The sequence below is a fragment of the Rhodococcus sp. SORGH_AS_0301 genome (genome assembly GCF_030818285.1).
GTDB lineage: Bacteria > Actinomycetota > Actinomycetes > Mycobacteriales > Mycobacteriaceae > Rhodococcoides.
In genome coordinates this window covers 562,674-576,411 of the sequence record NZ_JAUTAC010000002.1, presented here as the reverse complement: position 1 = coordinate 576,411, position 13,738 = coordinate 562,674, and the positions used below count along the sequence as shown (strand labels likewise).

At 65.3% G+C, this 13,738-nt stretch carries 11 protein-coding genes and 1 pseudogene; 5 read left to right on the top strand and 7 right to left on the bottom strand.

What is annotated here, in order from left to right:
* Positions 1 to 9: 9 nt before the first annotated feature.
* Positions 10 to 723 carry a hypothetical protein gene (locus QE397_RS03310; RefSeq protein ID WP_307091706.1) on the bottom strand — a complete coding sequence of 238 codons (714 nt, stop codon included), beginning with the start codon at positions 721 to 723 and terminating at the stop codon, positions 10 to 12.
* Positions 724 to 1,893: 1,170 nt separating this feature from the next.
* Between QE397_RS03310 and QE397_RS03305 the strand changes: the two are divergent.
* A pseudogene (locus QE397_RS03305) lies at positions 1,894 to 2,910 on the top strand (MFS transporter); the annotation flags it as partial.
* Between the two features lie 24 nt (positions 2,911 to 2,934).
* A complete protein-coding gene (locus tag QE397_RS03300) occupies positions 2,935 to 4,215 on the top strand; it encodes a competence/damage-inducible protein A (RefSeq protein WP_307091704.1) in 1,281 nt (426 codons plus the stop codon).
* A gap of 560 nt (positions 4,216 to 4,775) precedes the next feature.
* Here the strand turns inward: QE397_RS03300 and QE397_RS03295 are convergent.
* The 3 genes from QE397_RS03295 to QE397_RS03285 all read right to left on the bottom strand — a co-directional run bounded on the left by QE397_RS03295 (position 4,776) and on the right by QE397_RS03285 (position 7,918).
* Positions 4,776 to 5,657, bottom strand: coding sequence for a bifunctional 2-polyprenyl-6-hydroxyphenol methylase/3-demethylubiquinol 3-O-methyltransferase UbiG (locus QE397_RS03295; RefSeq protein ID WP_307091702.1), 882 nt, complete (start codon positions 5,655 to 5,657; stop codon positions 4,776 to 4,778).
* A gap of 277 nt (positions 5,658 to 5,934) precedes the next feature.
* A complete protein-coding gene (locus QE397_RS03290) occupies positions 5,935 to 6,243 on the bottom strand; it encodes a hypothetical protein (RefSeq protein WP_307091700.1) in 309 nt (102 codons plus the stop codon).
* A gap of 85 nt (positions 6,244 to 6,328) precedes the next feature.
* Positions 6,329 to 7,918: an MFS transporter gene (locus QE397_RS03285; protein WP_307091698.1), complete on the bottom strand. Its 1,590-nt coding sequence runs from the start codon at positions 7,916 to 7,918 to the stop codon at positions 6,329 to 6,331.
* A 31-nt stretch (positions 7,919 to 7,949) separates the two neighbouring features.
* On the opposite strand from QE397_RS03285, the gene QE397_RS03280 reads away from it, so the two are divergent.
* Positions 7,950 to 8,633: a TetR family transcriptional regulator gene (locus QE397_RS03280; RefSeq protein ID WP_307091696.1), complete on the top strand. Its 684-nt coding sequence runs from the start codon at positions 7,950 to 7,952 to the stop codon at positions 8,631 to 8,633.
* 21 nt (positions 8,634 to 8,654) lie between these two features.
* Positions 8,655 to 8,993 (top strand): DUF2834 domain-containing protein, encoded by a 339-nt coding sequence (locus tag QE397_RS03275; RefSeq protein WP_307091694.1) that lies wholly within the window; start codon positions 8,655 to 8,657, stop codon positions 8,991 to 8,993.
* A gap of 280 nt (positions 8,994 to 9,273) precedes the next feature.
* On the opposite strand, the gene QE397_RS03270 is transcribed toward QE397_RS03275, so the two are convergent.
* The 3 genes from QE397_RS03270 to QE397_RS03260 are packed head-to-tail and all read right to left on the bottom strand — an operon-like array spanning position 9,274 to position 12,421.
* Positions 9,274 to 10,089 (bottom strand): sugar phosphate isomerase/epimerase, encoded by an 816-nt coding sequence (locus QE397_RS03270; protein WP_307091691.1) that lies wholly within the window; start codon positions 10,087 to 10,089, stop codon positions 9,274 to 9,276.
* On the bottom strand, positions 10,086 to 11,267 hold the full coding sequence (locus tag QE397_RS03265; RefSeq protein WP_307091690.1) for a dihydrodipicolinate synthase family protein: 1,182 nt from the start codon (positions 11,265 to 11,267) through the stop codon (positions 10,086 to 10,088). Before QE397_RS03265 ends, QE397_RS03270 begins: the two co-directional genes overlap by 4 nt.
* A complete protein-coding gene (locus QE397_RS03260; protein ID WP_307091688.1) occupies positions 11,264 to 12,421 on the bottom strand; it encodes a Gfo/Idh/MocA family protein in 1,158 nt (385 codons plus the stop codon). The genes QE397_RS03265 and QE397_RS03260 overlap by 4 nt, the downstream gene beginning before the upstream one ends.
* Before the next feature lie 215 nt (positions 12,422 to 12,636).
* Here QE397_RS03260 and QE397_RS03255 point away from each other — a divergent pair, with 215 nt between their 5' ends.
* The gene (locus QE397_RS03255; RefSeq protein WP_307091686.1) at positions 12,637 to 13,668 is read left to right on the top strand and encodes a LacI family DNA-binding transcriptional regulator; all 1,032 of its coding nucleotides are present in this window, start codon (positions 12,637 to 12,639) and stop codon (positions 13,666 to 13,668) included.
* Positions 13,669 to 13,738: the final 70 nt, after the last annotated feature.

The window sequence follows — 13,738 nt, the reverse complement described above, 5'->3', positions numbered from 1 at the left end:
ACTAAATCCTCACTGATCAACCCATATTGTCGCCCATCCAGCAGAAACCTCGCGAGCGCTCCGAGGCGCGGATTGAGTCGGCCCGAGAACGGGGACTCCGGGAGCGTATTTCTTACCCATGACTAATGCGTTGGCAGCACTGTAGTGTTCCTCGTCGAATCGTATACCGAGGACGGTGCAAAGGCCCAATCGATTTGCGGCGAGCGCGGACTTGTAACTCGATTTATGTTGGAAGAAATCATCAAAAGTATGCAACATTGGAGCAAGCGTCCCGTTGACGTTCTCCGAGTAACCAATACCATCCACGATTCCCCACATCTCAAGCACCGACTGGGTTGAGTCTTTATAGAATTCGAGACGCTCTCTGATAGCAATATTTGTCTTAGCCTTATCGACACCGAACTGACCAGGATCTGATGACTGCACCAAGGCAAACACTAGAGCCCTGGGCTGTTCATGCTTGTCCAGGACCACAATGTCGGCACTTACGGTTCTTGCTGCATCTCGTTTCACAATTTCGAAAGTGTCGAGCGATACGTTAGGGTCATAGCCACCCATTGGGTTTATGGCTTTATTTTCGGGCAGTATTTTTATACCGCACTCGGAAAGAACTCTTGCTATCTCAGCTTCTGCACCATGTCCACGACGCTTTGTCTCGTTCTGCTGAACTTCTTTTGGGTAAAGCCACTTTTCTTGAACGGCTTTTCTTGTTGGTGCGTCCATGGACCGGTATACCTGGAGAACAGTCAGGGCACCTTTCGCGGTCAAATACTCAGCAGTTACTTGCGCCGCACGAAAACGGCGCTTCGAGGGGCCGTGCGAAATGAGCCGCAGGATTGCCGACGTGGTATGTCGTCTCATCTCACTCGGTAGACAACCACAGATTGTCGGAAGTTCGTATGGCACTATGAGTTGCCGGCTCAGCAAATAGCTCAAGTCTAGGTAGAAACGCTTATCCGATATCGATGCCAGCATTCTTAGCTCGATAGCTAACAACGCGTCTTTCACTAAGAGGTCCGTGAGTGTTGTTTCGCTGAGAGATACATTCGTGGACGCAGCAGATGTCGGAAAGAGGTGCTCAATCTTCAGTAGACCGTTAGGATCTCGCGAGGCCCCTGCTAACGGCATTTCCTCCTGGGAGGCGACGTGTGTCCAGTATTCCCCTAGAGGTGGTCCACAATCGCCCATTCCTACAGAAGCATGATCTGCGTTCATCAATGACCTCCTTGCGTGTAAGCAAGAGTATCACCGACCGGCGGTTGTCCAGCCCGCGAAGTCGAGGCGCGAGCTGCCGAGCGGCGCTTCCGGGCTTGTGACGCGGTCCGCGGCCACTCTCAACGTCATTGCACGACCCTCAGATCAGCATAAATGGCACATTGCCTGCTTTCGGTCCCTGCGCTTCCAAGTCGCACATTTTCTTTGGGCGACCGGTCTAATTGGTACCCGACCGGCAGGTCTGGGTGGTGCCGCCTCGCCTTCACTAGCGCCCAGATCACCTCCCGATTCGTGGGAACGATGCATGCGGCGCCCAGCGGAACTTGAGCGCCCACGGATCGAAAAGCACCCCTCTCGCGCTGATCCCGACCAGACGGTAGCCGGCCTGCCGCAACACCATTGGCAGCGCCTGGGTCGAAGGCCGAAGCACACCCTGGGGTCCCCGGGGTGCTGAGTGAGGGTGCGGGCACCGTAGGGCGAACACGTGGTAGTTCAATGCCCACCTCGGTACCAGCACACATGGTCTCGGCGTCAAAGTCGTCGGCTTGAGCAAGATGTCGGTGAACTGGTCTGCGCTGACCTCGACAAGGCGGCTTGTGCTTGCCTTCGCTGCCTCGACTTGTCGAAGCGGACGGTGGAGGATTCGTCAAGAGGTAGTGGAGTCAACGACGGTGGCCCCTCCCACCCCAGCTCGGCCTGACGGCACTCGTGCTGCCCTGCTTCGACCTCACGTCCGGCCCGCAGTGGCTGTTCGTCGGAATCCACGTCGTGAACGTTCTGTCCGCGACGCAGGACGTCGTCACCGATGGGCTCGCCGTTCGACTGCTCGACGCACGCGACCGAGGAGTGGGCAACGGGATCCAACTCGGGGCGTACCGCATCGGCATGATCGTCGGCGGCGGCGTTCTGCTGTGGTTGTTCTCGTTCGCGGGATGGCGAGCACTGTTCGTCGCGATGGCCGTGTTGATCGTCGCGTCCACGATCCCGGTCCTCCTGCTTCGCACTCAGCTCGACAGGGCGGACGTGCGACCGACCGAGTCGACGACCGCAGTCCGCCTCGCCGGAACGTGGTGGGTTCGTCTGCGCCGACCGGGTGTCATGGCCTTCATCGGCCTGATCGCCGCCTACAAGTTCGGCAACTCGATGGGGTCGGCCCTCGTCGGTCCGTTCCTCTCCGACCTCGGGCTCTCCCTGGGTCAGATCGCGCTCCTCGAAGGCGGAGTCGCGTCCGGCTCTGCACTCGCAGGTGCGGCGCTCGGCGCCTGGTACGCGACGCGCTTCGGCCGACGGCGCGCCCTGCTCGTCGCCGGCATCACCCAGACCCTCGCGCTCGGCTTTTACGTTGCCGCGGCACTCGACATCGGCGGGCTCGCCCTCGTGGTGACTGCCAGCGTCAGCGAGCACGTCTTCGGCGGCGCCGCGACCGTCGTGCTGTTCGCCCTCATGACGGACGCCTCCGAACGCGTCTACGCCGGAACCGATTACACCCTTCTTGCGTGCGCCGTCGTCTTCTCCCAAGGCATCGCCGGACTCGCTGCAGGCGTGGTGGGCCAAGCCTTCGGCTACGCCGCGATGTTCGGGACGGGCCTCGTCCTGTCAGGGCTGGGATGCGCGCTCCTGCTCTGGGCGCTGAAGAGAGGCATCGGGCCCGTGCAGTTGGGCGAGTCGGGCGTCATGGCCCCCGATCAAACCTGACCTCGGCAGCCGTAGTGTCGAACCATGGGAGTGCGCGCGGGTGTGGTGGTCACGGGTAGTGAAGTTCTGGCGGGGCGGGTCAGCGACCGCAACGGTCCCTGGGTGGCCCGGCAACTCCTACAGATGGGAGTCGATGTCGCCCATCTGACGGTGTGCGGTGACCGGCCGGCCGATCTGACGGCCCAGGTCCAGTTCCTCGCCGACCAGCACGTCGACCTCATCATCACTACCGGCGGCCTCGGCCCGACAGCGGACGACCTCACCGTCGAGACCGTCGCCGCGCTGTACGGCCGGGAGATGCACCTCGACGTCGAACTCGAAGGCCGCATCACGGCCATCGTCGAGCGCTGGCGCAGTCGGCTCGGTAGCGTCGCCGACTCCGAACCACTGCGAGCGGGCGTACGCAAGCAGGCGATGGTTCCTACCGGGGCACAGTCCATCCCGCCGACGGGCACAGCACCGGGCGTGGCGATGGCCGATGACTCGGGCACCCTCCCCACGGTCCTCATCCTTCCGGGCCCGCCCTCCGAACTGCAGGCGATGTGGCCGGAGGCGATCGACAGCGCGCCCGTCGCTGCAGTGCTCACGCGGAGGGCGTCGGTCACCGAAGACACCATTCGGGCTTACGGATTGTCGGAGGCCGACCTCGCCGCGACCTTGCGCACCGCAGAGAGCTCGATTGCCGGGTTCAGCGATCTGGCGATCACGACCTGCCTGTCGCGCGGTGAACTCGAGATGGTCACCCGCTACGAGGAGTCCGCGGCCGCCGCCTACTCCGACGTGCTGGCGCTCATCGAGCAACACCATGACGCGCAGATCTTCTCGACCGACGGATCCACCATCGACGACATCGTGGCGACTCGATCCGGTGGCCGCCGCATCGCGACGGCGGAATCATGCACCGGCGGCATGATCGCCGCACGGCTCACCGATCGGGCGGGCTCGTCGGCCTACGTGGTCGGCGGCGTGGTGTCGTACGCCAACGAGGTGAAGATCGGTTCCCTCGATGTCCCAGCCGCCATGATCGAGGAGCACGGCGCCGTCAGTGAACCCGTGGCCGCCCGCATGGCGGAAGGAGCGCTGCACCGCGTCGGTTCCGATGTCGCCGTCTCGACCAGCGGTGTCGCGGGGCCGGGTGGTGGCACGGAGAGCAAGCCCGTCGGAACCGTGTGCTTCGGCATCGCTGTCGCGGGCCGACCGACCGTCACGCGGACACTGCGGCTACCCGGTGATCGTGCGAGTGTCCGCGCACTCTCGGTCACCGTCGCGATGCACATGCTTGCGGATGCACTGAGCGACGCCTGAGGGCCGGATATGACGCTCCCACGCTGGCAGTTCGCCTCGGATGATCTCCTCACGCGCTACGTCGTGGTCACCCACGAGGACGTGAGCGGCTGGTCCATCCACACCCACCATGTCGACGGCACCACTGACACGTCTCTGTTCAACGAGCAGCCGGGGCTTGTCGACGACACCGGTCGGGTGTTCTTTCACGACGACGGGCCGACGCAGGTGTGGGCCGCAGAGATCGACGCCGCAGCCCTGCTGGTCAGTCTCGAAACGCCGACGGGCGTCCTGCTCGAGGTCGACCAGTGGGACGCGATGACCGCGTGGCTCGTCGAGTCGATGCAGGACGAACCAGCCGGGCTCGTCATCGATCTCGGTCCCAATACCGACATCCCCGACGACGAGATCGACGACATCGAGCTCATCACCGCTCAGCTTCACCGTCTCGACGACGGGGTCGTGATGGTGCGCCGCTCACGCCGCATTCTGCACACACTTCGCTTCGCCGATCATTCGGTGCAGAAACTGGTTCTCGACAGATGGCACCACGACGGGCATTTCGACGACTGCACCGATGGCTATCTGTTCAGCCGCGACCTCGCTCTCGCCGCCGGCGCGTGCGTTGCCTGGGTGCGTGATGCCGGTGGTGTGGAGGCCGCCGATCGGCTCGGGTGTTCGTTCGACTTCGCGGACGAGCTACCCGGGCAGGCATGACGTCCTGCAATCAGATCGCGCTCGGTGTCACGTGTTTCGAACAGGTGCGCGGAGCCGGGCTCCGCAAGAGGAGTTCTCAGAAGGGGGGAACTCCACTCTCCGGCGGCCATACGGATGAACTGCGCCCACCATCGCCCCTCGGACGGCACACGTTCGACCGTCATGGCAGACAGTCCATTGTCACCAAAGCTCAGGATCTCGTCACGGGTCAAGGGCCACGGCGGCCCGTCGACTTCCGCGCCGTCCGCGCGGATTCCGGACACCACACACAAGGTCCCGGCGGGCGCGACCGTCGAGGCGATGGCCGAGATCGCGTCGACACGGACCCACACTGGCATGGACTGCACCGTGATCGACTCGACGACGAGATCGAACGCGGACGCCCATGCCGTCGGCATGTCCAACATGTCGGCAACTTCGTACGACACAAGTGAATCCGGGAATCGCGTGCGCGCGGCCTCGACCGCAGTCGACGAGATATCGAACGCTGTTGTGTCGTAGCCGAGTGAGGCGACGTACTCGGCGTCGGTACCGTACCCGCATCCCACGACCAAGGCCCGCAGACCCGGACGCCCAGATTTCGCCAGGCGCTCCACGATCAGAGGATTCGGCTCGTCCCTATCCCATGGAACGACGGCATTGCCCTCGGCGGCCTCGCGATAGAGCCTCTCGAACCACCCTGTCGGATCACGCTGGTCCATCGCGTCGGCGGCGAGCCGACTCGCGTCGGCATCTCGATCGGTCACGTGCACTCCGCATCCGCTCGCATCGGGCCTGTTCCCGACTACTCATCCAGTGTCTCAGGCCCGAACTACACGTCAGAAACTGCTCGCCGCGACGACGACATCTCGCATCGGTCGAGTGCGACTGTAGCGACTCTGTGCTGCCTGCAGGGTGCGGTCGTCCCGGTCTGCGCGATGTCGGATGAGCGGTAACACTACTGGCGTTGCGCGCGCTGTAGATGACCGACTATCGATGGGCGACACCCTGGTTGTCGCGAGACCCTGTCGCTGACAGCGACCGTCATCCACGTCCTGTGATGCGCAGTCCCCGCCACCCAGCCGCAGCGGACGCCAGGACCCCGGCTGCTCCCCCGATCACCGGATAACTCCACCAGGGAACCGGAAGCGCGTTCCACCATCCAGAGCCGGCGTGATCGAGCGTCAGGGTGGTCGAGTAGCTCCTCGTTATCTCCACACCGCGCAACGGCGCATAGGCGCCGTCGTAGATCACCTCGCTCTGATCACGATAGAGGGCGAACCCCTCGACACCCAGGAAAACCAGGCCGATCACGACGCCCGCAAGGGCGCCCCACAGAACGAGAATGCGCACGCAGCACCCTAACCGGCGTCACGCCGTGCGCGGCTTCCCTACGCCGCGAACAGCGGTCATACCTCGACAGTAGGAACGGCTCGAGTCAGCCCATGTGAACCGGGGTGTCGCCGGCCGGCAGGTCGGTCTTGCGGGCACGAACCAACACCAGCACGATCGGCGTGATCAGGATGACCATGATCGCCGCTGCCGCGAACGCGTGCGCGTATCCGGAGACCTCCGCGGAGAACATGTAGTCGATCGTGGAGTTGATGAAGTTGCGGATCGGTTCCGGCAGGGCAGCGAGCTCGGAATCGGACGGCAGGGTCTGCGACGCCAGGGCCTCCGGGGGCACTCCGGCGGGCGGCACGGGCGCGATGTTCGACGACAGGTAGGACGACTTGGCGGACGTGTAGATCGTGGTGAAGACGGCGGTTCCCAAGGCGCCACCGATCTGCAGGGCTGCGTTGACGAGTGCGCTGGCAGCGCCGGCATCGTGATCGGCGACCCCGATGAGGGCCACGTTCTGCATCGGCACCATGAGCAGACCCAGCCCGAGCCCGAGGAGCATCACTCCGGGAAGCACGTGCGTCCAGTACGAGGTGTCGACGCCGATCTGCGTGAGCAGGACCAGACCGATGGCCGAGATGACGGGGCCGGCAGCCATCAACGGCTTCGGTCCCACGCGAGGCATCAATGCGGACGCTGCGGCGGCGGTGATCATGATGCCGCCGGTCATGGGGAGGGAGGCGACTCCGGCCACGACGGGGCTGAATCCGAGCACGATCTGGAAGTAGAAGGTCAGGTACAAGGTGCCGCCGAGAAGGGCGGCGCCGATGATGGCAGAACCGAGGTAGGCGGACCCACGGTCTCGATCCAGCAGGACGCCCAGCGGCAGAAGCGGATTGGCCGAGCGGGACTCGACGACGACGAACGCGGCCAGTAGAACGATGCCTAGCGCGATGAAGCTGAGGGTTGAGACGTTGGACCAGCCGTCTTCAGCCTCGGTGAACCCGTAGACCAGTGAGCCGAGCCCGAGGGCGACCAGAATCGCGCCGGGAACGTCGTACCGCGTGTCGCCATCAGCCTTGCTCTCCTTGACCAACGGGATGGCGGCGGCGGCGGCGAAGATCGCGACGGGAACGTTGACCAGCAGGCACCAGCGCCAGTTGGCGTACTCGGTGAGCACGCCGCCGAGCAGCAGGCCTACGGCAGCGCCGCCACCGGCGATGGCACCGAAGACACCGAACGCCTTGGCTCGTTCCTTCTCGTCGGTGAACGTGGTGGTCAGGATGGCCAGCGCAGCGGGGGCGAGCAGGGCGGCGAAGACGCCCTGGCCGGCGCGGGCGATGAAGAGCTGGTAGCCCTCCTGCGCCAGGCCACCGATGGCCGAGGCGATCGCGAATCCCGCCATGCCGACGAGGAAGGACCGCTTGCGGCCCCAGTAGTCGGCGATGCGGCCACCGAGCAGCAGCAACGCACCGAACGCGAGCGCGTAGGCGGTGATGACCCACGCGCGGCTGCTGTCGCTGATGCCCAGGTCTTCCTGCGCCTGCGGCAGAGCGATGTTGACGATGGTCGCGTCCAGCACGATCGTCAGCTGAGTGATGGCGACGATGCACAGCACGAGCCAACGACGCTCGTAGTTCGGATTGGCGTCGTTCTCTGACGACACGATGTCGGGCGTGCTGGTCACGGGCGTGCCTCGGTCCTGGGAAAGGTAAGCGGTGGAATGTCTGTTCGACGATTCGAAAATGTACCGTTGCGGTCCGACACGGTCAAACGAACTAGTTGGTTGGCGTAGGATTCGGCCTGTGAAGTCGGACACCCCCATCTCCCCCGCCGCCTCTGACACGCGTGAACGAATCCTCGATGCCGCACGCCGCGAGTTCGCCGAGCACGGCCTCGCCGGCGCTCGCGTCGACCGGATCGCACTGGCGTCTCGCTCCAGCAAAGAGCGCCTGTACGCGTACTACGGCGATAAGGAGCGGCTGTTCGGCGCGGTACTGGACCTTGGTTTCCGGCGATTCGTCGAGTCCGTGCACTTCACCCCACGCGATCTACCCGGGTACTCCATGGATGCCTTCACCCGCCTCGCGAGTGAGAAGGACGAGCACCGGATGCTGCTCTGGGCGCAGTTGCAGGGCCATCTCCCCGCGAGCGAACACGCCGAGGTGATGAGTGAGCGTGTTCGCGAGGTCGAGCAGGCTCAGCGCGACGGATACGTCGACTCCCATTGGAGTGCAGCCGATCTGATGACGTTGATTTTCGGTGTGCTGTTCAGCTGGTTCACCACACCGGACCTCGACCAGCGAGCCCATCGGCGGTGGGACGACGACGAGATCGCGCGGCATCGTCTCGTCGTCGGCGAGGCGGTCAGGCGATTGGCGGAGCCGCGGGTAGAACGGTGATCACCCGATAGAAGGAGCCCAATGACCGTGACCGAGGAGCGCCGCCTGATCGCCATCGCCGCACTCGCCGGCGTCGCTCAGAACGCCATCGCGATCCCCTACGTCCGCGAGCACGGCACCCGGTCGGTGGCGGACTTCTTCGTGGGCAAAATCTGGTCGACGGTGCCCGGAAAGTTCGCGATGGTCGATCTGATTCTCGTCGTCGTCGCGTTCCACGCGTGGGCGCTGCCCGAGTCGGGTCGACTCGGGATCCGCCGATGGTGGTGGGCGACGCTGACCATGACCTTCACCGTGGGAATCGGCACCGCGATACCCTTCTTTCTCGCTGCACGGGCTCGGGCGTTGCGACTGGCGCCCTGACGGGGTTTCCGCGCGGGAAGACGTGCCCCCGCTGCACAGCATTCCGCGTAGAGACTCGTTCTCGACAGATGACACCAACGACCCGCGTGTCGACGACTGCACCGACGGGTGCCTGATGATCGCCTCGACCGCCCTTGCCGCGGGGTTGCCGCCGTACATAACCACCCCGACGACTACATCCGACTGGACAAGCTGCTGCAGGTTGTCCCCGTCGCGCGCCCGCGACTCCGCACGAGAGCAGGCAGTGACGGGTGGTCGACTCCCTGCTGCACAACCACGTTCACCCCATCGCCACGAGATCCCGGTACCTCTCCACCATCGTCCCGATCACCTGATCCCCATCCGCCGCCCAGACAGCCGCGTTGAAGATTTCCACCTCCACGTCACCGCGGTAGCCGGCCTCCTCGACCCACCGCCCGATGGTCGCGAAGTCGATCACCCCGTCGCCCATCATCCCGCGGGACAGAAGGGGGTCGGCTTCCATCGGCACCAACCAGTCGCACACCTGGTACGAGCTGATGCGGCCCCGCTCCCCTGCGGTCTTGATCTGTGCCTCGAGGTCGGGGTCCCACCACACATGGAACGTGTCGACGACGACGCCCACCGCCTCCACCGGATGCGGCTCCGCCATGGCCAGTGCCTGACCCAGCGTCGAGATAACCGCCCGATCGGCCACGAACATCGGGTGCAACGGCTCCAACGCGATCCGCACGCCACGCTCCAGCGCGTACGGCACCAGTTCGGCGAGCCTCTCGGACACCCGTGCCCGCGCACCGATGAGGTCGCGATCCGGGATCCCGCCCATCACCATCACCAGCTCGGGTGCACCCAGCTCGGCGGCCTCGTCGAGTGCGCGACGGTTGTCGTCGAGCCCGTCATCGTCGATGGCCGTGAGGAAACCACCGCGGCACAGGGTCGACACCCGCAGCCCGGCATCGGAGATCATCTTCGCCGACTCCGTGACCCCGGCTTCCTGCACGCGGTCACGCCACGGCCCGATCGCGCCGAGCCCTGCCCGCGCCGCACCCTCGACGGCCTCCTTCAGCGTCCAGTTGTTCACCGTCTTGGTGTTGAGAGACAGACGTTCGAGACTCATGCCGACACCCCGTTCAGCTCCAGGTACACGCCCATCCGGTGCACGGCCAGGGCCGGGTCTGCCAGCAGCCCAGCACGATTCGCCAGGACGAACAGCTGCGTCAGATGCTTCACACTGCGGCCTGACGCCAATCCGCCGACCATCGAGAAGCCCGGCTGCTTCCCGTTCAACCACGACAGGAACGCGATGCCCGTCTTGTAGTAGTAGGTGGGTGCCGCGAAGATGTGCCGGCCCAGTTCCTGCGTCGAACGCAGAATCTCCCCGGCACGAGCAGTGTTGCCGCGATCGAGCTCTTGCAACGCTGTGGACGCCGCGGGGTAGATGCCGGCAAAAATGCCGAGCAGCGCATCCGAGTGGTGCACACCGTCGCCCATGATGAGCTCGGGGTAGTTGAAGTCGTCCCCGGTATACAGGCGCACTCCGTCGGGCAGAGCCGCGCGAAGGGCGATCTCATGCTTGGCGTCCAGCAGCGACACCTTCACACCGTCGACCTTCGCTGCGTGTGCCTCGATCAATCCGCGGAACGTTGCGGTCGCGTCGTCCACCACTGCGCTGCCCCAATAGCCCTCGAGCGCAGGGTCGAACATCGTTCCGAGCCAGTGCAACACGACGGGCTCGTCGACCTCGTCGAGCAGCGTCGAGTAGACGGACAGGTAGTCGTCGGGTGACGACGCCACCCGCGCCAGCGCACGCGAGGCCATGATGATGACCTTGGCGCCGGACTCCCGCACCACCGCGATCTGCTCACGGTAGGCATCGAGGACACGAGCGAGACCCTCCCGACCCGACGGCAGCGTCGTCAAGTCGAGTTGATCAGTTCCGGCTCCACACGCGAGTAGTCCGCCCACCCGTGCAGCCTCGGCACCCGAACGTCGGATCAGCTCTGCGGTCGCGGCCCAGTCGAGGCCCATGCCGCGCTGCGCGGTGTCCATCGCGTCGGCGACTCCGAGTCCGTAGGACCACAGCTCGTGCCGGTAGGCGAGGGTGGCGTTCCAGTCGATGTCGGCCGGTGCGCCGGGGGTGTTGTCGCCCGTCACTCGCGGAATGACATGTGCCGCTGCGTACGCGATGCGCGAGGTGATCGGGGAGGTGGGCTTCGTCCACTCACCGGGCTCCCCCAGCTGATACGAGCCGTGGCCCGGCAGCGCGATGGTGAGGCGCGAGTCGACGGCGGTCACAGCGAGATCTCCGGCACGTCGAGGCGGCGGCCCTCCGCGGAACTGCGCAGTCCGAGCTCCGCCAGCTGCACACCGCGCGCGGCGGACAACAGGCCGTAGCGGTGGGGGCGCTCGGCGATCACGTCGCGCAGGAACTCCTCCCACTGCAGCTTGAAGCCGTTGTCCAGATCGGCGTTGGCCGGGACGTCGAGCCACTGGTCGCGGAAGGGCTCGGTGACGGGCAAGTCGGGATTCCATACGGGCTTGGGAGTGTGCGAGCGGTGCTGGGCGACGCAGTTGCGCAGTCCCGCCACTGCGGAGCCGTGGGTGCCGTCCACCTGGAACTCGACCAGCTCGTCGCGGAAGACCCGAACTGCCCACGACGAGTTGATCTGCGCGACAACCCCGTTCTGCATCTCGAAGATGCCGTACGCGGCGTCGTCCGCGGTGGCGGCGTACTCGTTGCCCTGCTCGTCCCACCGTGTCGGGATGTGGGTGGTGGCCTTGGCGGTGACGGTCTCGACCTTGCCGAGGATGCCCTCGAGCACGTAGTTCCAGTGGCAGAACATGTCGACGACGATGCCGCCGCCGTCTTCGGAGCGGTAGTTCCAGCTGGGTCGCTGCGCGGGCTGGCCGTCGCCCTCGAAGACCCAGTAGCCGAACTCGCCGCGCAGCGAGAGGATGCGTCCGAAGAAGCCCTCGTCGACCAGTCGCTTCAGCTTCACCAGTCCGGGGAGGTAGAGCTTGTCGTGGACGACGCCGGCCGTGACGCCCGCGTTCTGCCCGATGCGCGCCAGCTCGATGGCCTGCGTCAGCGTCTCGGCCGTCGGCTTCTCGGTGAAGATGTGCTTGCCGGCCTTCATCGCCGACGACAGTGCCTCGGCGCGACGCGAGGTCACCTGGGCGTCGAAGTAGATGTCGATCGACGCATCGTCGATGACCGACTGGGCGTCGGTGGTGTACTCGGCGATGCTGTGCTGAGCGCAGAGTTCCTGCAGCTTGGCCTCGTTGCGACCGACGAGCACCGGCTCGACCTGGACGCGCGAGCCGTCCGCGAGCAGCAATCCGCCGGCGTCGCGGATCGGGAGGATGGAACGCAGAAGGTGCTGACGGTAGCCCATGCGACCGGTGACGCCGTTCATGGCGATGCGCAGGGTTCGGGTGGGGTGAGACATCGAATGGCCTTTCTGACTGCTCGGCAGCCAGGTCTGAAGAGGTGCACGACCGAGTGGATCGAGGCGCGCGAGGGCCTCGGGAGACGGTGCGGCGGAAAGTCCTGCACGCGTCGAGGGGCAAGTCAGCTTCGGAATGCGCTTTCCAAGCTATGCTGTCGAGGTCGATCGGTCAACAGGCACCGGCGGACCGCAACGATTTCGTGGGGGTGGCGAGCATGGCGGCAGTGCGATTGCGTGACGTGGCAGCAGCGGCCGGCGTCTCCCAAGCCACGGCATCACGGGTGCTCAACGGCTCGTCGAGGGTGCCCGGCGAGGGGGTGGCCGACCGAGTGCGCGCCGCCGCAGCCGATCTCGGCTACATCGCGAATGCCCAGGCCCAGGCCTTGGCGCGCTCGTCGACGGGCCTGATCGGCCTCGTCGTGCACGATGTCGCCGATCCGTACTTCTCCTCCATCGTCCGCGGCGTTCAGAACGAGGCACGTGACGCCGGCAAGCTCGTATTGCTCGCGAGCACCGAGCGCGACTTCGCCATCGAGCGGCAGTCGGTGAGCACGTTCATCTCCCACCGTGCCGACGCCATCATCCTGGCCGGATCGCGGCAGAGCGGCGACCTCGACCGTGCCCTGGAACGCGAGTTCGAAGCGTATCGGGACAATGGTGGTCGCGTCGTCGTCATCGGCCAGCCCATGCCGTTCGGAGCGGCCGTCGAACCCGAGAATCATTCTGCATCAGCAGCATTGGCCGAAGCGCTGTACGAGCACGGCCATCGGCGGTTCGCCATCATCGGCGGCCCGGGCAACATCCGCACGTCCGCGGACCGTCGCAACGGATTCGTCGAGGCACTGTGCCGCCACGGCATCACCCCGGAGATCGAGGTGGCCGGTGACTTCTCCCGCGACGGCGGGTACAGCGCGGCACGACGCCTCGCGGCAGCCTTGGAACTGACGCCCGGTCACGGCACTCCCCCGTGCGTCTTCGCCGTCACCGACGTCATGGCCATCGGAGCCATCGCCGCGTGGCGTGAGCTGGGCCTGAGCGTTCCCGACGACGTCTGCGTCGCGGGCTTCGACGACATCCCCACCCTGCGAGACCATGTCCCGAGCTTGTCGACGGTCGCCCTGTCGCTCGTCGACATCGGCGAGCGTGCCGTACGGCTCGCGCTCGACCCGTCGGACCGCGCCCTCGACGCGCACGAGTACGCACCGGGAACGGTCGTGCTGCGCGCGAGCAGCGCCCTGAACAGGTAGTTGTCCGTTTTCCTTGACACTGTGGGCGCGATCACATTAGATTCGGCCGCAGCTTCGGAAAGCGCATTCC

Bases quoted from the DNA above. Each gene is read 5' to 3' on its own strand.
- QE397_RS03310 (WP_307091706.1), bottom strand. From the start codon at position 723: ATGGACGCACCAACAAGAAAAGCCGTTCAAGAAAAGTGGCTTTACCCA.
- QE397_RS03300 (WP_307091704.1), top strand. From the start codon at position 2,935: ATGGGAGTGCGCGCGGGTGTGGTGGTCACGGGTAGTGAAGTTCTGGCG.
- QE397_RS03275 (WP_307091694.1), top strand. From the start codon at position 8,655: ATGACCGTGACCGAGGAGCGCCGCCTGATCGCCATCGCCGCACTCGCC.
- QE397_RS03270 (WP_307091691.1), bottom strand. From the start codon at position 10,089: ATGAGTCTCGAACGTCTGTCTCTCAACACCAAGACGGTGAACAACTGG.
- QE397_RS03260 (WP_307091688.1), bottom strand. From the start codon at position 12,421: ATGTCTCACCCCACCCGAACCCTGCGCATCGCCATGAACGGCGTCACC.
- QE397_RS03255 (WP_307091686.1), top strand. From the start codon at position 12,637: ATGGCGGCAGTGCGATTGCGTGACGTGGCAGCAGCGGCCGGCGTCTCC.